Annotated in this window: 18 protein-coding genes; 15 read left to right on the top strand and 3 right to left on the bottom strand. The window is 48.0% G+C overall.

The genetic code is table 11. The features are described 5' to 3' along the window. Positions 1 to 39 precede the first annotated feature (39 nt). Positions 40 to 597 carry a YdeI/OmpD-associated family protein gene (locus HYN48_RS10750; protein WP_108371573.1) on the top strand — a complete coding sequence of 186 codons (558 nt, stop codon included), beginning with the start codon at positions 40 to 42 and terminating at the stop codon, positions 595 to 597. Here the strand turns inward: HYN48_RS10750 and menD are convergent. Then, on the bottom strand, positions 590 to 2,245 hold the full coding sequence (gene menD, locus HYN48_RS10745) for a 2-succinyl-5-enolpyruvyl-6-hydroxy-3-cyclohexene-1-carboxylic-acid synthase (protein WP_108373561.1): 1,656 nt from the start codon (positions 2,243 to 2,245) through the stop codon (positions 590 to 592). The two genes, HYN48_RS10750 and menD, sit on opposite strands and share 8 nt — an antisense overlap. A gap of 109 nt (positions 2,246 to 2,354) precedes the next feature. Between menD and HYN48_RS10740 the strand changes: the two genes are divergently transcribed. Beyond that, entirely contained in the window at positions 2,355 to 3,533 is a 1,179-nt protein-coding gene (locus tag HYN48_RS10740) for a thioredoxin family protein (protein ID WP_108371571.1), read from the top strand. A gap of 1 nt (position 3,534) precedes the next feature. Next, positions 3,535 to 4,032: a GNAT family N-acetyltransferase gene (locus tag HYN48_RS10735; RefSeq protein ID WP_108371569.1), complete on the top strand. Its 498-nt coding sequence runs from the start codon at positions 3,535 to 3,537 to the stop codon at positions 4,030 to 4,032. A gap of 26 nt (positions 4,033 to 4,058) precedes the next feature. Here HYN48_RS10735 and HYN48_RS10730 read toward each other — a convergent pair whose 3' ends face one another. Next, a complete protein-coding gene (locus HYN48_RS10730; protein WP_181248459.1) occupies positions 4,059 to 4,679 on the bottom strand; it encodes a glutathione peroxidase in 621 nt (206 codons plus the stop codon). Between the two features lie 159 nt (positions 4,680 to 4,838). Between HYN48_RS10730 and HYN48_RS10725 the strand changes: the two genes are divergently transcribed. Continuing rightward, on the top strand, positions 4,839 to 5,369 hold the full coding sequence (locus HYN48_RS10725; RefSeq protein WP_108371567.1) for an RNA polymerase sigma factor: 531 nt from the start codon (positions 4,839 to 4,841) through the stop codon (positions 5,367 to 5,369). After that, positions 5,370 to 6,164 carry an anti-sigma factor gene (locus tag HYN48_RS10720; RefSeq protein WP_108371565.1) on the top strand — a complete coding sequence of 265 codons (795 nt, stop codon included), beginning with the start codon at positions 5,370 to 5,372 and terminating at the stop codon, positions 6,162 to 6,164. 408 nt (positions 6,165 to 6,572) lie between these two features. On the opposite strand, the gene HYN48_RS10715 is transcribed toward HYN48_RS10720, so the two are convergent. Next, a complete protein-coding gene (locus tag HYN48_RS10715) occupies positions 6,573 to 9,674 on the bottom strand; it encodes a cytochrome c biogenesis protein (protein WP_425433092.1) in 3,102 nt (1,033 codons plus the stop codon). A gap of 215 nt (positions 9,675 to 9,889) precedes the next feature. On the opposite strand from HYN48_RS10715, the gene HYN48_RS10710 reads away from it, so the two are divergent. The 10 genes from HYN48_RS10710 (at position 9,890) to HYN48_RS10665 (ending at position 24,691) form a co-directional block, all read left to right on the top strand. Beyond that, positions 9,890 to 11,242 carry a sensor histidine kinase gene (locus HYN48_RS10710; protein ID WP_108371561.1) on the top strand — a complete coding sequence of 451 codons (1,353 nt, stop codon included), beginning with the start codon at positions 9,890 to 9,892 and terminating at the stop codon, positions 11,240 to 11,242. Positions 11,243 to 11,286: 44 nt separating this feature from the next. After that, the gene (locus HYN48_RS10705) at positions 11,287 to 11,913 is read left to right on the top strand and encodes a response regulator (protein WP_108371559.1); all 627 of its coding nucleotides are present in this window, start codon (positions 11,287 to 11,289) and stop codon (positions 11,911 to 11,913) included. 117 nt (positions 11,914 to 12,030) lie between these two features. Continuing rightward, positions 12,031 to 12,969 (top strand): T9SS type A sorting domain-containing protein, encoded by a 939-nt coding sequence (locus tag HYN48_RS10700; protein ID WP_108371556.1) that lies wholly within the window; start codon positions 12,031 to 12,033, stop codon positions 12,967 to 12,969. Between the two features lie 98 nt (positions 12,970 to 13,067). Further along, entirely contained in the window at positions 13,068 to 13,466 is a 399-nt protein-coding gene (locus HYN48_RS10695; RefSeq protein WP_181248458.1) for an OsmC family protein, read from the top strand. Positions 13,467 to 13,493: 27 nt separating this feature from the next. After that, on the top strand, positions 13,494 to 14,252 hold the full coding sequence (locus HYN48_RS10690; protein ID WP_108371551.1) for a Rossmann-like and DUF2520 domain-containing protein: 759 nt from the start codon (positions 13,494 to 13,496) through the stop codon (positions 14,250 to 14,252). Next, positions 14,236 to 14,763 carry a KdsC family phosphatase gene (locus tag HYN48_RS10685; protein WP_108371549.1) on the top strand — a complete coding sequence of 176 codons (528 nt, stop codon included), beginning with the start codon at positions 14,236 to 14,238 and terminating at the stop codon, positions 14,761 to 14,763. The genes HYN48_RS10690 and HYN48_RS10685 overlap by 17 nt, the downstream gene beginning before the upstream one ends. 92 nt (positions 14,764 to 14,855) lie before the next feature. Then, on the top strand, positions 14,856 to 16,067 hold the full coding sequence (locus HYN48_RS10680; protein WP_108371547.1) for an RsmB/NOP family class I SAM-dependent RNA methyltransferase: 1,212 nt from the start codon (positions 14,856 to 14,858) through the stop codon (positions 16,065 to 16,067). A gap of 5 nt (positions 16,068 to 16,072) precedes the next feature. Then, a complete protein-coding gene (locus HYN48_RS10675) occupies positions 16,073 to 17,176 on the top strand; it encodes an endonuclease (protein WP_108371545.1) in 1,104 nt (367 codons plus the stop codon). A gap of 187 nt (positions 17,177 to 17,363) precedes the next feature. Next, complete coding sequence (locus HYN48_RS10670) at positions 17,364 to 18,437, top strand: endonuclease (RefSeq protein ID WP_108371543.1); 1,074 nt, start codon at positions 17,364 to 17,366, stop codon at positions 18,435 to 18,437. Between the two features lie 179 nt (positions 18,438 to 18,616). Further along, on the top strand, positions 18,617 to 24,691 hold the full coding sequence (locus HYN48_RS10665; protein ID WP_108371541.1) for a fibronectin type III domain-containing protein: 6,075 nt from the start codon (positions 18,617 to 18,619) through the stop codon (positions 24,689 to 24,691). The last annotated feature ends 41 nt before the right edge of the window (positions 24,692 to 24,732 follow it).

Raw genomic sequence — 24,732 nt, 5'->3', positions numbered from 1 at the left:
GGTTTAAATCACTATTTTTATCAAAACCAAAATGAACCCGTGAGACCGTTATTTTTCGAGAAAGCATCCGATTTCAGAAAGTGGCTTGAGGAAAACCACGACAAATGCACCGAAGCAATCGTTTTGTTCTATAAAACCGGAAGCGGCAAACCGAGCATGAACTGGCCGGACTCCGTTGACCAAGCACTCAGTTTCGGGTGGATTGACGGACACCTGAAGCCTGTGGATGAACAATCCTATACCAGGCGGTTCACGCCGCGAAAGGCAAACAGCATCTGGAGTAATGTCAATATCAGAAAAGTCGAGAAACTGATTTCCGAAGGACTCATGCACGAAGCAGGAATGGCCGCCTACAATCTGCGGAAGCCCGGGAAAATCGGAATTTACGGATTTGAAAAGCCGTTACAACAACTCGACGAAACACTCGAAAATGGCTTTAAAGCCAATCAAAAGGCCTGGGAATTTTTTGAGAAACAAGCGCCATCGTACAAAAAAGCCATCATCCATTGGCTCATGGCAGGCAAGCAGGAAAAAACGCGGTTGGCACGCCTGGAAAAGATCATTTCGGCAAGCGCTGAAGGCAAAAAACTCAGATAAGTTCGCGGAAATACTGCAACAATACGCCGTCGTTTACCGAAGTTGGCGTAAACACTTCGAGGATGGCGGGCCGCTCATCTGAGGCAAACAAAGCTGAAAGCCCGACTTCCAAAGTGTTTTCATCATTGGCGCTCAGATAATTCAATCCGAACATTTTCGCCAGATGCTCCGCGGTCAGCGTATGACCGGTTTCGAAATACGTATTGAACACGGGTGTTTCCTGATGCCCGGGCAGGATCCTGAAAATGCCACCGCCGCCGTTGTTGACCAGGATGATCTTAAAATTCTTCGGGATGTAGCTGTTCCACAGTGCGTTGCTGTCGTATAAAAACCCGATGTCGCCGGTAATCAGCGTAGTCTGTTTTCCTGAAGCCAGCGCCGCACCTATCGCCGTTGACGTGCTGCCGTCTATACCGCTCGTACCCCGGTTACAGAACACCTCGATGGTCGGGTCAATCTCGATGAGTTGCGCATACCGGATTGCCGCACTGTTGCTGATCTGAAGTTGCGACTCCCTGCGCAGGGCAGGCATCACGGCAGCGAAAACCTTAAAATCACAAAACGGCATTTTACGCAGATATTCTTCGTGGCGGCGGGCGCGCAAGTCTTTTATCCCCTGGCCCAGTTCACGATAATCGCTGACGCTGTGCGCAACCGATGGCGCCAATTGTCCGAAAAAGTCATTGACCGGCATTTCGAAATGTTTCGTTAACGCACCGAAGGTGTCGTACGCACGCAGCGGATCGATATGCCAATGGTTTTTGGGTCTGTATTTACGCAGGAACGCCTTAATGCGTTTTGATACCACCATGCCGCCGAAAGTGATCAGCAAATCGGGTTGCAGCGCGCCAAATTCTTCCTCTGTAAAAGGCGTGATGATCGTGTCGATATTGTTGATGAATGACGGATGGTGCAGGTTTGATGTGGTTTCCGTCATGACCATCATTGACGGATCCGCGGCAATTTGGCCCACAACGGCATCGCTGACGACTCCCGGTTCATTCACGCCGACGAGCAACAGTTTCTTTCTGGCGCCGTTCCAGATTCCGGCAAAATTGGCAAGATTCGGGTTTTGGGCAGCTGTCACGTTCATTTCGGCAATGGCAGGCGTCACCGAAATCCCTTCCTGCGTTTCGTACAATGGTTCTTCAAAAGGCGCATTGATGTGTACCGGACCCTTTTTCACGCGGCTGATCCCGATCGCTGTATTGATTTCGGCGTCATTTTCTGCGGAAGCGCTTTCGCTGAGATTGGCGTTGTACAGCGAATGGTTCGCATACACGTTTTGCTGGCGGATGGTTTGCCCGTCACCGATGTCGATTTTATCTGTTGGCCTGTCGGCAGAAATTACGACCAAAGGAATCTGGCTGTAAAACGCCTCGGCAAAAGCCGGGTAATAATTGAGCAATGCCGACCCTGAAGTACAGACCAAAACCACAGGCTCATGCAGTTGCTGTGCGATGCCCAGAGCGAAGAATGCCGCACAGCGCTCGTCGGCGATGCTGTAACAGCGAAATCTTGGCTGGCTGGCAAAACCGATGGTCAGCGGCGCATTTCTGGATCCGGGAGAAATCACGATGTGTTGTATTCCTTGCTGCGCACAAATTTCGATTATGCTTTGCGCCAAAGGGATTTTAGGAAAGGTCATCTGGCAATTTTTACCCTGCAAATTTACGGATAATTTACCGTTAAAGCGGTCATGGCTGCCATCATTCGGGAAACTTTTTTGTTTAAATTTGTCGTTCTGATTACGGATTATGAACACACTCTTAAAGTATCTGCTCATTTTATTTTTTGCCCATGCTGCCATGGCGCAAAACGGCGTGCAATTTGAGGAAATCGGTTTCGAGCAGGCCATTGCAAAATCCAGGACGGCGCGCAAACCGGTTTTTTACATGATTTATGCCACCTGGTGCCCGCACTGCGAGAAAATGCGGCAGCAGGTTTTTACTGATCCGAAAATAGGCGCATACTTCAACAGCCATTTTATCAATGTGTTGGTTGATGGGGAACAAGGCGAAGGGCCGGAATTGCGTAAGAAATTTGGCGTAAAGGCATTTCCCGGACTGCTTTTCATCGATGAACAGGGCACGCTGCTATACAGCCTGAACGGAGAATTTAAAGTGGATGATTTACTCGCTGAGGCCGCAAACGCCATGGTTCCGGAAAAACAACTTCCGTACCTGAAAGCTGCTTTCGACGCCGATCCGTCTAATGCCGAAAAATGCCTTGCATACCTGATTACGCTGCGTAAAGGAAGCGATCGCAAGGCGCTTTCACCCGCAGCACACAAGTATTTGGCAACGCAGTCCGACAGTCAGTTGCCCAGTACCATCAACTGGCGGATTATTGCCAATGCGGTGACAGACATCAACTCACGCGAATTCCAGTATGTCCTCAGCCATCAGGAGCAGTTTGCGGCGGTTGCATCGCCGGCGCGTGTACAACGCAAAATCGGAAACATCGTCACTGAATTGCTCGAACCTTACGTTGCCAGTCTGGATAGTCTCGGCTACAAATCGAAGCGGCAGATTGTAAAGTCGATGCGGTTGCAGAAGGCCGATTCTTTGGTCTTTTCATATGATCTCATGCTTGCGGAACACACCAATAATTGGGCAGCTTACCGAAAGGCGGCTGAAGAGGGTGTTGAAAAATATGTGTGGGGAAACCAGAAAATCATCAAGGAAATTGCCAACACTTACTTACAGCATCTTGCGGACACCGAGCGTCTTTCTTACGCGATAAAATGGGTGAAACATGCATTGGAATTGATGGACTCGTATGATGGAAATATTATCCTGTCGAAGTTATACCTAAAAGTCAATGACCGCAGTAATGCCATCACTTACGCCCGAAAAGCGAAAGAACTCACGAGAAACCTCGGCTGGAATTCGCAGGAGGCCGATGCCCTTTTTAAGGAATTAAACATCAACTGATATGGCGATAACCGTTCGCAATGCAACAGAAAATGACATTACGGCGATACTGGAGATTGTCAATCACGCCATACTCCATACAACGGCGATCTATGATTATGACGCACGCACGGTCGTACAGCAGCAACAATGGTTCAGCGACAAAAATTCCGTCGGTGATCCGGTCGTGGTCGCCGAGGTGGACGGCCGCGTTGCCGGATTCGGGACGTACGGAAGTTTCAGGGTAAAGGTGGCATACCGTCACACGGTCGAGCATTCGGTGTATGTGTCGGACGGGTTCAAAGGCCGTGGTATCGGAAAACTATTATTGGAAACGCTCATCTCCCGCGCCAGCATGCAGGGCCACCATGTGATGATCGGCTGTATTGATGCGGAAAACACCGGGAGCATTGCATTTCATGAAAAATTCGGTTTTGAGGTAACGGGAACCCTGCGTGAAGTCGGTTTTAAATTCGGACGCTGGCTTGACCTCGTTATGATGCAACTGATACTGAAATAAAAAAGGGTCCGAAGACCCTTGTTTTTTTATTGTTTTTTCTGGACTGTATTTTGCGCACCGTCAATCCAGGATGTAATAGCCGGATCAAGCGGACTCACTTTAGATTCGAGTGACTTGACAAGATTCCCATTCTCATCGATCAGGAACTTCTGGAAATTCCATTTCACATCAAAATTCCGAAGACCGTTCAGTTTTTCTTCAGTAAGGAACTGGTAAACCTTACTTTTATTTAGGCCGTTCACAGATACTTTGGCCATCATCGGAAACGTAACTCCGTAATTTTTCTGGCAGAACGCAGCGATTTCCTTGTTGCTTCCCGGTTCCTGCTCCCCGAAATCGTTTGACGGAAACCCAATGATCACGAAATTCTTGTCCTTGTAGCGTTGGTACAACTCTTCCAATTCCTTATATTGTGGCGTAAAGCCACATTCAGACGCCGTATTTACGATCATGACTTTTTTGCCTTTCAGCGTTGAAAAATCAAATGGCTTGTCTGCGATGTCCCTTGCATTGAAATCGTAGAGTTTCTTCGGTTGTGCTTTCGGTGAATTATCCATAGGTTGAGCGCTTATGTTGGCCTGTTGTGCGAGCGTGCCCTGAGTTGACAAACAAAAGAGGCAGGCTGCTAAAATTGTGATTTTTTTCATTTTGGAAATTTTAGCTAAAAGTAGTTAAAAGTTGCGAAATACGAAAGCTAAAAAAATCTGGCTGCCATTTTTGTTGAGCCAAATCGCGATTTGTTAAAACAATGCTTTATTTTCTACTAAAGTTTGCATAAGTTTGTATGAAACATAAATCCTTACAAAATGACCCAGGAAGAATTATTGCCGCTGGTTTTGAAGAAAGACGAACGAGCGTTCACGCTGCTTTATGACATGTACTCCAAAAATCTTTACGGCGTGATTTACAATCTCGTGCGCGACCGCGAGGAGGCCGAAGATGTGTTACAGGAAGTGTTTGTGAAGATTTGGAAGAACATCGAAACCTACAATGAGAGTAAAGGCCGGTTCTTTACCTGGATCCTGAATATCGCCCGAAATACCACGATTGATAAACTCCGGTCCAAAGGTTTTAATAACAGCCGAAAAAACCTGAGCGCCGATAATTTCGTACATCTGCTAGATGACAGTAATAAATTGTCCAACCGTATAGATACGATCGGCATCCGGGAATTCGTCAAAAAATTAAAGCCGAAATGCATCCAGATTATCGATTTGCTCTTTTTTAAAGGTTACACGCAGCAGGAGGCGTCGGAAGAACTCGAAATACCGTTAGGCACGGTAAAAACGCAGAACCGCAATTGTATGAATGATTTGAGAAACTTTTTACAGGTATAAATGGATATTACAACATATATTGAATCGGGAATTTTAGAACTTTACGTTTTTGGTAATCTTACCGAGGACGAAATGAAGGAAGTCAGCGAGATGGCACAAAAGCATCAGGAAATCAAGAATGAAATCCTGTCTATTGAAAAAGCGGTAATCAGCCTGTCCTTCAGTATGTCGCCTTATTTGTCTGCAGCCAATTTTAACCAAATCCGCAGGCAGCTAATAGAAAAGCATGGTGGCGTCATTGAAATGAGGAAACGCCCGAACGCCATGTCATACATCGGCTGGGCAGCGGCAATTTTGCTACTTGCCGGGACATGCTATTTTTACAATCTGAATGAATCTGCAAACAATCAGATTGTCACTGTAGAAGCCGAAAAAACCAAAATGAAGGGCGATATGGATGCCCTGCAGGCCAAGAGCAGGAATACGGAAAATATGCTTGCCGTGGTACGTGATGAAAACAATGTCATTGTACCCCTGGGCGGACAGGCTGTCGCACCGGATGCCAAGGCGAGGATCTATTGGAACAAGTCGACTCAGGCAGTTTATGTTGACGCCAGCGGATTGCCCGAACCTCCGGAAGGCAAAGTCTACCAGGTATGGTCGTTGCAGCTGAGTCCGCAACTCGTCCCCACAAGCATCGGGCTATTGGCTGACTTTAAAGCCAACGACGCCAAAATGTTTGCTGTGGAGAGCACCGCTTCCCCACAAGGTTTCGGGATCACACTTGAACCGGCAGGCGGAAGTGCGACGCCAACAATGGAACAGTTGTACACGCTAGGTGCTATGAAAGTTTAAATTGCCAACTACTATAAATAAAAAGGGCTCCGTTAGCGGAGCCCTTTTTTATTGGTTGTAAGAAGCTTCAATACTTGATGTTCCGCCGAAACGTTCTTAATCAAGCCAATCCCCCATCCGCTAATGTTAAAGAACGCTTACGGTTAATCCGGGTAGGATGACATGCGGTTTCTGGTGAACCAGGATTCCCGATGCTTTCTAGTGCCTGATAGTTTGACAAAGCAGTCGGGGACGAAACAAAAACTTTAACGATTGGTACGGGTTCTCCGTAACGTTGATTGAAATTTATTTCATAGGGCCAGTTACCGCCCCTTCCCTGAAGGTAAAATACAAATTACAGAATAGCTTTCGATGTGGAAAATCCACAGCAGGTGTTAAAAATAACAAGCGGGTAATTTTACAGATCTCTTATTTTTTATAGAATTTACGCTGCTTACCATAAGTAATCGCTCCAAGGAATGCGATGACTATCATGCTGTACCACATCCAGCTCAGTGATTTGGCTTCGCCACTGGCATAAGAATGCAGTCCGGTAAGGTGGAAATTCACGCCATAATATGTAAATAAAATAGACAGGAACGCGAACATACTCATCAGGTTAAATACCCACTTGCCGCGTAGTGCAGGCACAAAGCGCGCATGAATCACAAATGCATAGACCATAATACTGATCAGTGCCCATGTTTCTTTAGGATCCCATCCCCAGTACCTACCCCAGCTTTCATTTGCCCATTGCCCGCCCAGGAAATTTCCGATGGTCAGCATCACAAGACCAATAGTCAATGACATTTCGTTGATGTAAGTGATTTCCTGAACATTGAGCTTCATTTTCTCCTTATTTTTTTCGGTTGTGAAAAAGATCAGTAACAGCGATACGAATCCAAGCACCATGCCCAGCGCAAACGGACCATAACTCGCCACAATTACTGCAACGTGGATCATCAGCCAATAGGAGTTCAGTACCGGTACCAGATTTGCGATTTCAGGATCAACCCAGTTGGCATATGCGGCCATGAGGATCATAGATGTCACGAATGCCGATGACGCTACGGTCAGTTTAGATTTCCGGTCGAACGCCAGACCGAAGAACATCGTGGCCCAGGCGACGTAAACAATGGCTTCGTACGCATTACTCCACGGTGCGTGCCCTGAAATGTACCAACGCGCAACAAGGCCAACCGTGTGGGCCGCAAACAATAATCCGACGACGACATGCATGAAATTGACCAAAAACCGCATCAGCCTATTCTCCTTGAAAATGCGGATAATTACAAAAATCATCATCACAATCCCTGCCATCATATACATAAAGAAAAGGTTTCTGAAGATGTTGATCTTGTTATAAAGGATTTCAGATGAGATTTTATCGTCGCTCGGCATCACTTTCGCGCCGTACTTTTTTTGGTACTTGGAAATTCCCTCGAGATAAAAATCCGGTTCCTTGTATTTTTTGTTCAGGGCAGCCACGGAAAGGGAATTCAGGTAAATCGGTACAATCTGCCTGGTAAATATAGAATCCATGCCTTTAATCGGCGCCGTATCCAGTTCCGCTGAGGAAATCCATTTGTTATTCTTGTCTCCCGGAATCGGGAAAATCCTCAGAATGGTCCCGGACAATGCTGAATTCATCAGGTTCATTTTCTTGTCGGTTTCCACAAAATCCTTCTCGAAATTGGTCGGATTTACCGCACCGTAGGCTTTATCCAAAAACGGCGACAGTTTGTAGTTCCCCATTTTATCAAAGAAATTGATAAATCTTGCGAATTTCTGTTTGGAAGGGATACCGATGATCTTACGGATACTGTCATTCCCTGGATTGATGTAGATAATCGGCACCTCGTACCAAAGTTTCGGGAACTGTGTCATCGAAAGGAATACCTGGTCCGCGTTCATGTCGTTATACGTATCGGAATGGCTCACTTTGCGCAGCAATTCTGATGAAAAAGTGTTCACGGGCTTCATCCTGCCGCCGACATCCTGCACGATAATGCGGCCGAATTTTGCTGCGTGCGTCCCGCTGACTTTATATTTCGTCAGAATGGCGTTGATTTCCTGCTGAGTTGGCGCTTTCATCTCGTGTTGCGCCGCCGCGCCGAAACCCGAAAGTAACAGCAATACCGCCATCAGACCTGCTTTTTTCTGTTTTACTTTTTCCAGTTTCCGCTTGAGGTCGGCAAAGCGCGAATGCTTCGTAAACATAATTGCCATCAATCCGAAAAACAACAGGAAGTAACCGACATACGTAATCGTGGTTCCCCAGAAATCGTGATTGACGGAAAGCCGCGTGCCCATCTCATCAGGGTCATACGAAGCCTGGAAGAAACGGAATCCTTTGTAATCCAATACATTGTTCATGAAAATGCGTGCATCAAATTTTTCGTTGTTTCCCTCAAGGGTGTCCAGCACGGTCACCTTACTTTCAAATGACGAATAGCTCTTCTCGGTTCCCGGATATTTTTCAGCCACAAAATCGTTGAGCTTCACAAAAAAAGGCGTGTTGTAAATCTTATTCCCGAATGACAGCGTAAAATCAAGGTTGCCGGAATTGAATGTTTTCGTCTTGCCCGGATCGGTGATACCGCTCATCAACGCGACTTCTTTCTCCTTGCCCTCCGCGACAATCTTTACAACCAATACGTCATCGGTTTCCTTGTCCTTGTAATTGTTATTTGATACGTAATCCTCAACGCCCTTAATGGCGGGTTCGGGAAATACGAACTGGCTTCCACCGACATTGTAGAGTGAGCGCAGCATCAGGTTCTGGGCGGAATCCTTGACGACTTTCCCTTGCATCTTATCGGCCATACGCATGAAATTCCCTTCAAACGGCGTGCGGATCGTGAGGTTGGAAGCATCGCCGCTGATATTAATGGCACCGGGCGTCGGTTTATTGAACGCAAAGAGCAGGTTGTGGATCTCTTCGAGTTGTCCCTCCTTTAAGAAATGCTCATGCCGCGTGCCACCGCCGGCCTCAACCATTTTCAGGTACAGGACACCTTTTTCGTCCTTCCTGATCTCAGGTTTGGCGTTCATGATGTATCTGACGTACTTCACTTCATATGGAATCTCGGCAAACTGATCGGTAATCGTAAAATTGTTGTTTGTTACCGGGGACATCAGCAGTTCCTTTTGCTTAATCTTCCGCTTGAGCCCTCCTTTGTACTGCCCGTCCACGGTCACGGTGAGGTAATTCTTTTCGGAATAAAATTCGTTGGTTTTTGCGCCTTCGCGGATCAGCATCATGCCTTCATAACTGATATATCTTGTAATTCCGGCACCGATCAGGATAAAAATAAACGCGAGGTGCAGGGTCAGGGTGGCCCATTTTTCTTTTTTCCAAAGTTGGTATCGCTTGATATTTCCAAGGAAATTCACAAAAAAAAGCAGGTGAATCATTTCAAACCACCACGTATTGTAAATCAGGATGCGTGCCGTTGCGGTGTTGTAGTCGTTCTCTATGAAAGTGCCTGTGGCCATCGCCGCGGCATAAGTCAGGAAAAGTACGGCCATTAAACGTGTTGAAAAGAAAAAAGAAGCCAGGCGGGAAAGTATTTTCTGATCCATTATTTTGGAAAATTTATTGCATAAAAAAGTCGCACAAAAGTACGCAATAGAATTCTGAATTAATATGCAAGACGTAAGAAATATGCGCTGCCCGTGCATTATCCCGCGATAACGATTCTTAACGCTTAATTTTTTATTTTTACGGCACCAAAAACCACAAAATGCACGACATACGCATTGAATTTGTCATGAGCCTCTTCATCCTGGGTGCCGCGGTGCTGGCGTTCATCCACCATACGGCACTGTACTTTTTCAGTAAGGACCGTTTTTTGCTCCACTACCTCATTTACCTGTTCTTTACAGGGATTTTCCTTTATGCCAAAACAGGCCTGTACGCCTACGCATTTGGCATCGAAGCCGAAAATTATATGCTGTACGCATACAAGGAAGCCATACAGATTGTGTACCTCACCTCTTATTTCAATTTTATCATCCACGCGATCTGGCTTTCCGGGACTAAGGTTCCGTACCTGTTCCGCTTCTGGAAACCCATTGGCGGTGTCTTGCTGTTGTACGCCGCGCTGTTTACAATGTCGAAGGTATACTTCCCGCTCGATGACTATACCATCCCGTTCGTGGCCATACGCATTTTCATCTTTGCTATCACCGGCATCATGCTTTACCAAAGCTTTAAATTAAGGGAAATCAGGTTCCAGCAAATCATCCTTTACGGATGCTCGGCGTACATGGTCTGTGGGTTGACGAGCTTTATCACCAACCTGGATCCGACGACCGATATGCTCATTTACCCATTGGAATGGCTGATGATCGGTAGTTTTATCGATATTATCTTTTTCTCTTTTGCCATCGGGTACCGCAATAAAAAACAGCACGAAAGCCTCAATTTATCTTTACTCGAAGAAGCCAACAAGCTGATTGAAAAGCAGGCAGAACTTGAAAACGAACGCAGCCGCATCGCCGCCGACATGCACGATGACCTCGGCAGCGGCCTGACCAAGATTACATACCTGAGTCAGATGGCCGTCAGGAATGACACCCAGGAAAACCTCGTCAAGATTAAAAACACCGCCGCCGAACTTGTAAAAAACATGGGCGAACTGATTTGGGTGATGAAAGAGGAAAACAATACCCTCGGTGACCTGGCCAGCTACATCCGGGCCTTCGCCGCAGATTATTTTGAAACCAACAACGTCACGTTGCGCACCGCCATCAAGGATTTTCTCGATGAGATGACCATTAGCGGAAATGACCGCCGTAACATATTCCTTTTGGTCAAAGAGTGCTGCCATAACATCGTTAAGCATTCCGGCGCCGGAACGGTCTGGCTCAGCATCGGATACGCTGACGGCCTGAACATCACCATTAAGGACGACGGCTGCGGGATTCCCGAAAACAAACTGCAGCCCACATCAGGCAACGGACTCAAAAACATGCGTGTCCGCATCGCTAAAATGCGTGGGCGGATGGAAATATTATCGGGCGAAGGGTGCGAAATACGTTTCGTTATCCCTTTGCAGAAGGATTCCAAAAATCAACCGTTTGTACCATTGTAATCTTAAAACCACCGGCGTTCCTTTGCACCGTCAAATTTCGAAACATGATAACCATTTGCATCATTGAAGATATTCCTGATATCCAGAAAGGATTGCAAAGCATTATTGAAAGTGACGAGCGTTTCAGCCTGCTCGGGAGTTTCGCCAACGCTGAAGAAGCGATCATCGAATTGCCGCTGCTCAGGCCGCATATTGTGTTGACCGACATTAACCTGCCCGGAAAAAGCGGTATTGAATGTGTCGCCGAAGTCAAGCCGTTATTCCCTGAGATGCTGTTCATCATGTTCACCATCCATGAGGACAGCGACCAGGTTTTTGACGCGCTGAAGGCCGGATCGAGCGGATACATCCTGAAGAATACGGCACCGGAAAAAATCATCGGGTCGCTCGTAGAACTCTACGAAGGCGGCAGCCCGATGACCCCGAAAATTGCACGCAAAGTACTCAATACATTCAACAAGACGGTCCCGGAGGTGCATGTGAGCGAACTGCTTTCGAAACGCGAGCAGGAAGTGCTCGAACTGCTCAGCAAAGGGTTCCTGTACAAGGAAATCGCCGACCAGCTGAATATCGCGATGAGCACAGTAAAAAGGCACCTGAATCATATTTATGCGAAGTTGCAGGTGCAGAATAAAATTGAAGCCGTCAATAAATTATATAAGCGAAACTAAGGCCTGATCAACCTTGGATCACAATGGAGAAGTCCCATTTCAAAAAACTTCAGAGAAAATCATCATAACCCAACCCGAAGGCCGTTTGGCTGTAGGGAATCAAAAAACGAACATCAAATGAAACAACTACACTTTGTTGTGGCAGCCGCCACCATGCTTTGCCACACTGCGCTGGCACAACCTCAGATCACACGGTCAAACGTCAACACGACCAATTTTGAATCCGAGTTCTATTATGCACCTGCGGACGGCCTGGACGTAGGCGAAGCCGGTATTGAACAGGTCTGGGATTTTTCCAGCCTCGACCTGATGTATTTAGGCACGGACGTCACCCTTCCGGTATCCGCTACGCCTTATGCTGCCACGTTTCCGACGGCAAACTACTGTTACAAATATGACGGGATTTTCGGGCAGACAGGGCGGTATTATTACCACACCATCACGCCATCCAAGTATGAGATCCTGTCTATTGCCTGGAATGGGACTGCAGGCGACAACTACAATCCGGATCCGCGTACGTTTATGGTCTTTCCTTATAACCTGAACGATTCTTACACTGACACGTATAAGTCCACCGACGATATGGTCGAGAAAAATGTTGTGGCGACCTACGACGCCTATGGCACAGTAATCATGCCTTTCGGTACGCTAAACAATGTCATCCGACAGAAAGTCGTCACCGATGGCGTCACCGATTACATCTGGTTTAACGTAGAACCCTTCTACCCTATCGTGCAAACCGTCTTTGCAGAGAACAGCCTCGGGATTGTCAAGAATACGACACCGCTGGGCATTGAAAATCCTGCGGAACGAACGTTCAGCATCGCGCCGAACCCCACGTCAGGCGCATTTTCCATTGCTTCAGAAGGATTCAGTGACGGCTCTGAAATCTCGATTAACAATGCGCTCGGCCAAAGCGTTGCGGTACAAAAAATTGCTGCCATGAGCGAAACCGTTACTTTAAACATTCAAGACCAGCCGGCAGGACTCTATTTTGCAATAATTACCGATAAGCAGACGTCGGTGAAGCATACGCAGAAAATCATCAAGCAGTAACGCGTCCCCGAAGGAACAACAATATTGACGCTTCGTAAAGCCTCCATATGGGGGCTTTTTTATTTGGTTTGTCGTACATTTATGAAAAAAATCAAACCATGGTTAAAATTTCAGCCCATATTGGCAAGACGAACTACATCACTGAAATCAAGGGTTCCCATACAATCATCGCCGATGAGCCCACTGAAAAAGGCGGCGGCAATCAAGGCATGAACCCGGGCGAGCTGCTGGCTTCCTCACTGGCTTCCTGCAGCCTGATTACCATGCAGATGTATGCCCAACGTAAGGCGTGGGATCTTGCTGCCGCCCATGTTGAAATTTCCTATGAGCACGATATGAAGGAAAATACGGCTACGATGATCAAGCACATTACGCTCACGGGCAATCTTGACGATGCGCAGCGGCAGCGGCTGAAATATTTTGCCGGAAAATGCCCCGTACACCGCATTCTTGAAAAAGCCGTAAATATTGAAAGTTTCCTGACCGATGCAGTGTAATTGCGCCGATTTGAATAATTTTGCGCCATGATTAATGTCAGTATTATTGGGTCGGGCAATGTGGCCGGCCATTTGGTTTCGGCTTTCGCCAAAAGTGACGCGGTGCAGTTGGTGGAGGTTTTCTCACGCAGGAATAGCGTCGATTTTACATTGCCTGAAAATGCCTCGCTCGTGCACGACCTGGATTTACTGCAGGATGCCGACCTGTACATCATCGCCGTAACCGATGGCGCCGTTGCCCAGATTTCGGAGGCACTCCCTTTTAAAAACCGTTTGGTGGCGCATACCTCGGGTACGATGCCCCTGGAAATCCTGCACGAAAACAATCGGAAAGCCGTTTTTTACCCGTTGCAGACTTTCAGCAAAACCAAAGCGGTCAACTTCCTGGACATCCCTATCTGCCTCGAAGCGCAGTTTCCTGCGGATTTTCAGCTGCTGGAACGTACTGCCAGGGCGATTTCTGATAAAACTTACGCAATCAATTCCGCCCAGCGGAAAGCGCTGCACGTTGCCGCGGTTTTCGCCAATAATTTCACGAACCACCTGTATGGCATCGCCGACGAAATCTGCCGTGAGCACCAGATGCCGTTTGAAATACTGAAGCCCCTGATTGCCGAAACCGCTGCAAAAGTGATGCAGCTCTCACCCGATGAGGCACAGACGGGGCCTGCTAAACGCAATGACCTTAAGACCATAGCCGCGCACGAGGCCTTTTTATCTGACTATAAAAAAGACATTTACCATATCCTAACCGAATCAATACAGAACCATGGCAAAAAGTTATAAAGAAATCATGAATGCAATCACGACGTTCATATTTGATGTTGACGGCGTATTGACCGACAGCACGGTACACGTCACCCAGAATGGCGAAATGTTGCGTACGATGAACATCCGCGATGGTTTCGCGATGAAGGCCGCCGTCGAATCGGGATACCACGTTGCGATCATTTCCGGTGGCAGCAGCGAAGGGGTCAGGATCAGGCTGCAGAACCTCGGCATTACTGACATTTACCTTGCCTGCCCAAGCAAAACCGATACGTTCAGGGAATATACGGCTTTGCACAACATCAATTCGGAACAGGTGTTGTACATGGGCGACGACATCCCCGACTACCACGTGATGCAGCTCGTAGGTCTTCCTGCCTGTCCGAAGGATTCCAGTCCGGAAATCCGCGAAATCGCCAGGTACATTTCCCATAAAGACGGCGGCAAGGGCGCAGTCCGCGATGTGATTGAACAGGTCATGAAGGTACAGGGAAAATGGCATATATACTATGACGGGAAGCACGATTGAGTTGTTTTGGCTTGTAAAGTTGGCTTCAGTCATCGCTTAAAATGTAAACCTTAGCGCAAAAGAACTACCTTTGCAGCCTTGAATTTGAAAAAATGAGATTACACAGGAACTTAGTTTACACCACGATTGATTCACTGAACGCAATCTTCAATGAAGGCGAATATGCTGACAAGGTGGTGGCAAGGGCGCTGAAAAAAGACAAACGCTGGGGAAGCCACGACCGTAAATTTGTGGCAGAAACCATTTATGAAATTGTCCGTTGGAAAAGATTGTATGCCGAAATCGCAAATGTGAAAGAACCTTTCGACCGCGATGACCTGTGGCGCGTATTTGCAGTATGGGCCGTATTGCGCGGCTATCCGATTCCCGACTGGAGACAGCTCGAAGGTACACCCGAACGAAAAATCAAGGGCCGTTTCGACGAATTGTCAAAAATACGCACATTCCGCGAGTCGATTCCCGATTGGATGGATGAGCTCGGTATAAAAGAGCTCGGCGAACAAAAATGGACCGAGGAAATCGCAGCACAAAATCAGCCGGCAAAGGTAATTTTGCGTGTCAACACATTGAAAACTACCAAAGAGAAGCTGCGCGCGATCTTAATGGACCTCAATATTGAAACGGAATTCCTGAAAAACCAGCCTGACGCTCTGGTGTTGAAGGAACGCGCGAACGTTTTCCTGACCGATGCCTTCAAAGAAGGCCTGTTCGAAGTACAGGATGCGAGTTCGCAGCTTGTGGCCGCTTTCCTCGATGTCAAACCGGGAATGCGCGTTGTAGACACCTGTGCCGGTGCGGGCGGAAAAACGCTGCACCTGGCTTCGCTGATGGAAAATAAGGGACAGCTGATTGCGATGGACTTATACGAGAGTAAGCTCAAACAGCTAAAACTGCGTGCCAAAAGGAACGGCGCGTTCAATATCGAGTATAAAATCATTGACTCAACCAAAGTCATTAAAAAATTGCAGGAGAAAGCCGATCGGGTATTGATTGATGCGCCCTGCAGCGGACTCGGCGTACTGAAACGCAACCCCGATGCCAAGTGGAAACTGCAGCCGGAATTTATCGACAACATCCGCAAGGTACAATCCGAGGTACTGGAAAGCTACAGCCGTATCGTGAAGCCGGGAGGTAAATTGGTCTACGCCACCTGTTCGGTGTTACCCTCTGAAAATCAGGAACAAATACAGCACTTCCTTACCACCGAAAACGGTAAAAACTTTACCTTTGTGAAAGAAGAAAAGATCCTCGCATCAGAATCCGGCTTTGACGGCTTCTATATGGCGCTGTTGGAACGAAAATAAATCCTATGAAAAAATTATACACTCCGTTTGCGCTGCTGTTGGGTTTTATTGCGGTGGCGCAGATACCGGCCGGATACTACAACTCGGCTACCGGGACAGGACTGACCCTCAAAACGCAGCTCCACAACATCATCAAGAACCACGACGACCAGGGATACAACGCCATTGATAATTTTTTCACTGCGCACGACATCGACATCTATTATGAAGATGACAACACGATCCTGGATCCGTATTCGGAAAAACCGAATGCCACAGACGCCTACAATTATCAGCCTGACCAGCCCGGTGACATTTGCGGGAATTACAACAGCGAAGGCGATTGCTACAACCCCGAACACGTCATTCCGCAGTCGGTTTTCAGCCAGGCTCCACCCATGCGCGGCGATGCACATCATTTGCTTCCGACTGACGGCAGGGTGAATAACTTCAGGAGCAATTTCCCGTTCGGCGTTGCGGGTACTTTGGTTTCGCAAAATGGTATCACGAATCCCACGACAAATGGCTCTAAACTGGGGGCAAACGTAAATTCGGGTTACTCGGCGGGTTACACCGGAACGGTTTTCGAGCCCATCGATGAATTCAAGGGCGATATCGCACGGATATATTTCTATTTTGTCACCCGATATCAGGATGTTATCGCAGGCTGGAACAATTATGCGATGTTTACACCAAACAACTCCGGAACGGTCATTGCGCAGCCGTTCCTGAATATCCTGCTGACGTGGAATATACAGGATCCTGTAAGCCAAAAGGAAATCGACCGCAATAATGACGTATACGATTATCAGGGCAACCGGAATCCATTCGTTGACAATAACAATTATGTGGCGATGATTTGGGGTGCGCCGTTGGGTAGATCCGAAAATGACATCGTCAACGTCTCGGTATATCCGAATCCGTCTGCCAACCATCAGGTCAATATACAATCGGACAGGTCTTTGAACCGGATTGAGTTGACGAATATCAACGGACAGCTGATCCGGCGGATTGACAATCCGGTCACTGTAAACAATGTATATACGTTATCGGACCTGCCGCAGGGACTTTACTTCCTTAAAGTGGCGGCTGCGGAACAATTTTCGGTAAAGAAAATTGTGGTGAATTAGTACGGAACAAAATTACGCTTGAACACCTGGCATAGGTCCCTCAGCTGAGATTAATAAGTAAAGTCCCAATCTTTTGGGGCTTTTTTTATATACACGACCGAGTAGGCCGCAGTTTTTTCACAATCAGCCGTAAAAATTTCACCAATCCAAATAAAGCATATACATTTGCTGGCTGAATTTTTTAAATATGAAGAAAATATTATCGTTTACCGCATTGTTTTTCACACTGTTAAGCATTGCCCAGGCGGGAAGTCCCGCACCGTATTATAATGGATTTAACTGGACCCTTACCGGCGTGGCACTCAAAAATGCTTTGGCTACGAAAATCATCACGACACACACCGAGCAGTTGTCCTACACGCCCGGGATATGGAACGCGTTGAAAATAACGGATAAGGACCCGAACAATTCCTCAAACGTACTCCTGATTTATGGTTGGGAAAATGGCAGCGACAGTGATGTAACCAATGACCTTTCGAGAAGTAAAAATTCAAACGGTGGTGCAGTGGGCGAATGGAACCGCGAACATACCTACGCACAATCCATTGGTACGCCGGATCTGGGCACGTCAGGTGCCGGTGCAGATGCGCACCATTTACGCGCTGCCGATGTACAACGCAACGGGAGCCGCGCGAGCAAGAAATTTGCCGCAGGAAGCGGGAACTCGGGCGCAGTGACCGGCGGATGGTATCCCGGCGATAACTGGAAAGGCGATATAGCCCGAATGATGATGTATATGTACCTGCGTTATGACGACCAATGCCTGCCGAAAAATGTCGGTGTTGGCAATACACTGGCCACCGACGCCAATATGATCCAGCTTTTCCTGCAATGGAATGCCGAAGACCCGGTGTCTGCCGTTGAAGACCAGAGAAACACCTACCTGGGCAACGCGAGCAACACTTACGGGCAGGGAAACCGCAATCCGTTTATCGACAATCCTTATATCGCAACGGTGATCTGGGGCGGCCCTGCTGCCGAAAACCGCTGGCCGTCCATTCCGCTGGGTATTGAAAACCATTCCCTTGAACAGCTGGTGGTGTATCCGAATCCGTCGAATGACCACAAAATCAATATCGATGGGGATGTCGTTTTGGATGAAATTGAACTCATAAACCTTAATGGGCAGCTGGTACAGAGAATTACAAAGCCCGCGATGGACAATCACAGTTATACGCTCAACGGACTACCCTCAGGATTTTACCTGCTCAGGATGACTTCTGAGAACCAGACGGCAACAAGGAAGGTCATTGTAAACTAACTGTTCCCCAAATATCAAATTAACCTGCCAGTTCACATGGCGGGTTTTTTTGTGCTTTGTCGAAAAAAAATACGCGATTTATGAATTTATTTGCGTATTGTTAAAATTATTATAAATTTGGAAACCGATACCTTTACCAACAACAAAACCAACACTTTGCGTCACTACCTTTCCCAGTTATGAAGAAATTATTAGTCCTGCTCCTGATTCCCATTTGGTCTTTCTCCCAGACCGCAAAAGACAAACAAGACATCATCCGCCACACTGATGTATCAAAATTAAAAGCAGCATCAGCCAGATTTCACAAGCAATTTGAAGAAAACCGAAACAAAGCACGGATGCTTGCCAAATTGTATCAATGGCCATTGAAAATCAGTAAAGACAAAACATTTTCCGAACTGGTCGGTGTCACCGCGCAACTCAGGCCGGTGTATTATATGACATTTAATGAAGGAGCCGGAATCACCTCGCGCGCCAACAAGCTCTACAGCGGTGGAAGCCTCGGACTCAACATCAACGGTGAAAACATGATTTCCGGCGTGTGGGATGCTGCAGGAGCGCGGGAAACCCATCAACTTTTTAGCGGACGTGTTTCGGTGGAGGACGGGACTTTGGATACGCATTACCATTCAACCCACGTCGCAGGCACCATCATGGGGACCAATCTCGTCCAAAATGGGGCAGCAACCGGGATGGCTTATAAAGCCCATGCCGACTCCTACGACTGGAATGACGATATCTCTGAAGTGGCCGCGGCGGCAGCCGGCGGTTTGCTGCTGTCGAACCATTCCTATGGCCGTAACCCGTACTATGTGGAGGATTTCGAATACGGGAAATATGACGAAGAAGCGCAGGCTTTCGATGACATCATGTTCAATGCACCGTATTATCAGTTTGTGTGCGCAGCCGGAAACAGCAGGGGAAATTTTAACCTGGACAAAAATGGCTACGATTTGCTTACAACGCACGCGCTCAGCAAAAACTCGATTGTGGTCGCCGCTGTGGAGGAAGTCCTGCAATATGACGATGAAAGTTCGGTAGTGATGTCCGACTTCAGCAGTTGGGGACCCACTGATGATGGTAGGATTAAACCGGACATTTCGGCTAAGGGCGTAAACACTTTCTCAGCAGTAGACGATTCGGACACCAGCTACGATTATCTTTCGGGTACCTCTATGGCGTCACCCAGCGTAAACGGCACCTTGCTGCTTCTGCAACAATATTACCATCAGAAAAACAATGTATTCATGAGGGCGGCTACGCTACGAGGCCTCATGATTCATAGTGCTGATGAAGCGGGGCTGACACCCGGACCCGATTATAGTTTTGGCTGGGGTCTTATCAATGCAGAAAAGGCGGCGAATATCATTACCAAAAGAGATTTCCAGACTTACATCCAGGAAAACACCTTGTTACAGGGCGAGACCTATACTATCGGGGTGAACGCGCTTGGTGATGAGCCGTTGCTGGCCACAATCTGCTGGACCGATCCGCAGGGTATAATCCATTCGCAGGCCATCGATGATCCGACACCGGCGCTCGTGAACGACCTCGACATCACCATCTTGCAGAGCAACGACACCTACAGGCCCTGGAAGTTAAACCCCGCATCGCCCGCGGCCGCGGCAACAAAGGGTGATAACGTGGTGGATAACGTGGAGAAAATTGAAATCCCGAATCCGTCAGGAAGTTACACCATCCGCGTCACCCATAAAGGTACTTTGGTCAACAACCAGCAGCAATACAGCCTGATTATTTCGGGAACCACTGCGAAGGATTTCTGGATCACGTCGACTGACAACGTTAAGTTTGAATGTGACGACAACAGCAGCAGTACATACGCTTTCAACCTCCATACCAAATCGGGCTTCAGCGATGTAGTGACGCTGTCAGCATTAAACCTCCCTGCAGGAATCTCAGCCGCTTTCACCGCGGAAACCATGACGGCATCGGGAGATTTTGAGGTTACGCTGAGCAACATCAACTCACTGGTGCCGGGCGTCTATCCGTTCACAATCAGTGGGATCTCGGCTAATGATTCCTATGAAATTCCGGTGGCACTCCAGATTTTATCCGATACGTTCCAGCCACTCACGATTTTGGCGCCCGTCAACGGTACGATGGGCTATCCCCTACCGGCATCATTTAGCTGGAATGCAGATCTGAACGCGCAGGCGTATGAAATACAAATTGCCGAAGACGCTTCGTTTGCCAACATTGTGCAAACACAGTCTGTTGCAACAAATACCTACACTGCGCAAGGTCTGGCCAACGGACACCTTTATTTCTGGCGCGTGCGCGGAAAAAATTCCTGCGGTACGGGAAGTTTCAGCGTGGCAGCTTCTTTTTCAACCATCTGCAGCATCCCTTCCGGGATTACGCTTGTATCAGCAGCCAGCGCTACATCACAAATTGGATGGGTGGATGCTTCGGGTGCCGCAAGCTGGGAGGTCGAAGTTGTGGCAGCAAACGCAAGTCCGACGGGATCCGGTACCATCGTAAATTCAAATCCATATACCATCACAGGCCTTACCGCATCGACCTGTTATAAATTTTATGTGCGCAACCTCTGTGAATTGGGGGATGCAGCCTGGGCAGGCCCGTTCGATTTCTGCACACAACCTGACTACTGCGCCGGAACGCATTTCTACGACAGCGGCGGGCCGTCAGGGAATTTCCAGATCGGAGAAAATAACGTGACAATCATTCGTCCTGACCAAACCGGTGAGCGTATCCGGGCCATTTTCAACAGCTTTGACTTAGGGGAATGCTGCGGTTATTTTATTGTATTCGATGGGCCCGATACAAGTTCACCCATTTTGTACTACAGTTATTTTGATGAGATGCCGCCGTCGTTCGCGTCCTCACATCCGGAGGGTGCGCTGACGTTCCTTTTCAATTCCAGCGACTATCAGGTAGCTTCAGGATGGGATGCGACCATCATATGCGAACCAATACCCGCTTGTCCGACCCAGCCAACAAACCTGCATACAACAAACCTCACCCTCCATACAGCAAACATCACCTGGGAAGACGATGCTTCGGCAATATCATGGGAAACTGAGCTGTTGCCCTCAGGTGCATATCCGACGGGAATAGGGGTATCAAATACTACGGGAACTGTCGAGTATACCGGCCTAACGCTCGACACTTGTTATGATTTTTATGTAAGATCTGTCTGTGCTGCGGGCACCTCAGGTTGGTCAGGACCATTCAAATTCTGCACCCCGCCGGACTACTGCAACGGAAGCCATTTCTATGATACGGGCGGAGCTACAGGCCCATACCAGAATAACGAGCATAAAGTCACCACCATATATCCTGATAACCCGGGCGATCGCATCAGGGCGGTTTTCAATACTTACCAACTGGACAACTGGAGTGATTTTATGGTGATCCATAACGGACCTGACGAGACGTATCCTGTGCTTTACGAAGGCAATTACAATTCTCCCGGGACAGTGGTTTCCACAGAAGTCAATACCGGCGCGCTGACCTTTGTTTTTTACTCCAATGAATATGAAACTGGAAACGGATGGGATGCGTCGATTATTTGTGAGCCAATGCCAGCCTGCCCGAATGCACCCACAAATCTGGAGGTTACTTACGTAAGCACTGATTTTGCCAGGATTGGCTGGACAGACAGTTCCAATGCCTGGTCCTGGGAGACTGAAATGGTCCCCCATGGGATGACGCCAACAGGTACCGGTACCATAATCAATACCACCCTAACCGAGTTTGAGGGGCTGGCATTAAACAGTTGTTACGATTTTTATGTCCGGTCGATTTGTGCTGACGGAACCTCGACCTGGGCGGGCCCGCTCTACTTCTGCACTCAGCCGGATTATTGCGGAGGTGCCCATTTCTATGATTCCGGTGGGGCTACAGGCGCCTACCTTCCATATGAAAATAAAACAACAGTGATTTACCCTGAAAACGCCGGCGATCGCGTACGTGCCATTTTCAACGAATTCAACATCAACAATTGTTGCGATTACTTTGCAGTGTACGACGGCCCTTCGACAAATGCGGAGGTGCTCTATTACAACTATTACGGCAACCCACCTGTTTCGTTTATCTCATCTCATCCGACAGGGGCCCTGACATTTTCCTTCCAGTCTGCCTATCAGGGTGGAACCGGTTGGGATGCTGTCATTTTGTGTGAACCCGTTTCGCCATGTGCGACGGCGCCGGCTAACCTGCATCTCGACAGCATTTCCTTTAATGAAGCAAATATCGGATGGGACAATGATACGAACTCAAGTTCATGGGAAATTGAAGTGCTGCCTCACGGAACCACGCCCACAGGAAGCGGAACCATGATTAGCATGAACGCCTATTCTTTTGAAAACCTGTCCGCAAATACGTGCTACGATTTTTATGTAAGGACGTTTTGCGCAGCCGGCGCCACGGATTGGACTGGCCCGCTACAATTCTGTACGCCACCTGATTACTGCGGAGGCGCCCATTTTTATGACACCGGAGGACCTGCTGGGGCGTATAACGATTACGAAAATTATACCAAAGTAATTTATCCGTCGACAGCCGGAGAACGTGTGAAAGCCGTTTTCAACTCTTTTCAGTTGGAATCCTGCTGTGATTACCTTCGGATTTATAACGGCCCTGACGCCACTTATCCTTTGTTGTATAACAGTTATCAAAACAGCAATCCCGGCACATATAAAGCCACTACACCTACAGGCGCATTGACCTTCGAATTCCATTCTGACGGCAGCGCTACTTATTCCGGATGGGACGCGACGATAATTTGCGAACCCATGCCAGCCTGCCCAAATGCGCCTACCTCCTTGAGCGTTTCAAATGTTACGACAACATCAGCCCAGTTCACCTGGGATGATTACGGCACTCCCGCAAGCTGGGAAGTTGAGATTGTGCCGCAAAACGGCAGTCCGGCCGGCAATGGAACCATTACGCAAACCAGACCCTACGCAGTTTCAGGTTTGTCGCCGGGCACGTGCTACCAACTTTACATCAGATCGAATTGTACCATGGGCAATTCAGATTGGGTAGGCCCGTTTAACTTTTGCACCACGCCTGACTACTGTGCGGGAGTCCATTTTTACGATAGTGGTGGCGCTACAGGATCTTACGGACCAAACGAATACAAGCAAACCGTAATTTATCCCGACACCGCCGGCAACAGGGTACGCGCGATTTTCAATGCGTTCCAGTTGGAGTCCTGCTGCGATTATATGACCATTTACGACGGTCCGGGTACAAATTACCCATACCTGTATTCCGGTAATGGCAATCTGTCACCCGGAAATGTCGTAGCGACAAATCCACTCGGTGCATTGACGTTTTTATTCTCATCGGATTCCAGCGGTCAATACAGCGGTTGGGATGCTACCATTATTTGTGAACCGCTTCCTGACTGTCCTAACCCGCCCGGGAACCTGATCGCCTCAAATGTTACCAAAACCGCCGCCACCGTATCATGGCTTGAAAATTACAATGCCAGTTCGTGGGAAATGCAGTTAATACCCCATGGCGCGCCACCTGCGGTTTCAGGTACCGTTGTGGCGAACAGCCAACACACGTTCAGCGCGCTGAGCCCGAATACCTGCTACGATTTTTATGTCCGATCGCTTTGCAGCGATGGCCATACCGACTGGGCAGGGCCGCTCATTGTCTGTACCCAGCCGGATTACTGCGGTGGTAATCATTTCTATGACACGGGAGGTGCTACAGGGTCGTATCAGGACAATGAATATTATGTGACTACGATTGCTCCCGACAGCGCAGGGCAAAAGGTGAAAGCGGTATTCAATTATATTTCGCTCGAAAGTTGCTGCGACTCAATGTCAATCTACAACGGCCCTACGACTTCCAGTCCGTTGCTCTATTCCGGCGGAGGTTACAATATGCCTACAACCTTCAACTCCACGGATGCCACGGGAGCTTTGACATTCCGTTTTGCTTCTGACGGCAGCGAGACCGCTTCAGGATGGGATGCCACTATCAGCTGTATTACGCTTGGAACCGACGGCTCGGATGCATTCAGCCAACTTGAATATTATCCGAATCCTGTGCAGGAAAGGCTGGAGATTGACGCCAAACAAACCGTTGCCAAATACGCGTTGTACAGTATTGAAGGCAAGCTGATCAGGGAAGCCGAAGTGGGTATGGACAAGTTCCAGATCGAAATGGCCGGGTTAAGTTCCGGGGCATACATGATCAGGCTCACCAACGACGAGTCAGAAGTCAAAGTGATAAAAGTCATCAAGAATTAAATGAAAAAGTCCCGGAAATCCGGGACTTTTTTTATAATGTA

Origin of the sequence: Flavobacterium magnum (assembly GCF_003055625.1) — a bacterium.
GTDB lineage: Bacteria > Bacteroidota > Bacteroidia > Flavobacteriales > Flavobacteriaceae > Flavobacterium > Flavobacterium magnum.
The sequence above is the reverse complement of the archived record's forward strand: the minus strand, read 5'-3'. Positions and strand labels throughout refer to the sequence as shown.

Coding starts and splice junctions, on each gene's coding strand:
- HYN48_RS10690 (WP_108371551.1), top strand. CDS start 13,494: ATGATTAATGTCAGTATTATTGGGTCGGGCAATGTGGCCGGCCATTTG.
- HYN48_RS10675 (WP_108371545.1), top strand. CDS start 16,073: ATGAAAAAATTATACACTCCGTTTGCGCTGCTGTTGGGTTTTATTGCG.
- HYN48_RS10700 (WP_108371556.1), top strand. CDS start 12,031: ATGAAACAACTACACTTTGTTGTGGCAGCCGCCACCATGCTTTGCCAC.
- HYN48_RS10740 (WP_108371571.1), top strand. CDS start 2,355: ATGAACACACTCTTAAAGTATCTGCTCATTTTATTTTTTGCCCATGCT.
- HYN48_RS10680 (WP_108371547.1), top strand. CDS start 14,856: ATGAGATTACACAGGAACTTAGTTTACACCACGATTGATTCACTGAAC.
- HYN48_RS10720 (WP_108371565.1), top strand. CDS start 5,370: ATGGATATTACAACATATATTGAATCGGGAATTTTAGAACTTTACGTT.
- HYN48_RS10685 (WP_108371549.1), top strand. CDS start 14,236: ATGGCAAAAAGTTATAAAGAAATCATGAATGCAATCACGACGTTCATA.
- menD (WP_108373561.1), bottom strand. CDS start 2,245: ATGACCTTTCCTAAAATCCCTTTGGCGCAAAGCATAATCGAAATTTGT.
- HYN48_RS10705 (WP_108371559.1), top strand. CDS start 11,287: ATGATAACCATTTGCATCATTGAAGATATTCCTGATATCCAGAAAGGA.
- HYN48_RS10670 (WP_108371543.1), top strand. CDS start 17,364: ATGAAGAAAATATTATCGTTTACCGCATTGTTTTTCACACTGTTAAGC.
- HYN48_RS10710 (WP_108371561.1), top strand. CDS start 9,890: ATGCACGACATACGCATTGAATTTGTCATGAGCCTCTTCATCCTGGGT.
- HYN48_RS10735 (WP_108371569.1), top strand. CDS start 3,535: ATGGCGATAACCGTTCGCAATGCAACAGAAAATGACATTACGGCGATA.
- HYN48_RS10715 (WP_425433092.1), bottom strand. CDS start 9,674: ATGGCCGTACTTTTCCTGACTTATGCCGCGGCGATGGCCACAGGCACT.
- HYN48_RS10695 (WP_181248458.1), top strand. CDS start 13,068: ATGGTTAAAATTTCAGCCCATATTGGCAAGACGAACTACATCACTGAA.
- HYN48_RS10665 (WP_108371541.1), top strand. CDS start 18,617: ATGAAGAAATTATTAGTCCTGCTCCTGATTCCCATTTGGTCTTTCTCC.
- HYN48_RS10725 (WP_108371567.1), top strand. CDS start 4,839: ATGACCCAGGAAGAATTATTGCCGCTGGTTTTGAAGAAAGACGAACGA.
- HYN48_RS10730 (WP_181248459.1), bottom strand. CDS start 4,679: ATGAAAAAAATCACAATTTTAGCAGCCTGCCTCTTTTGTTTGTCAACT.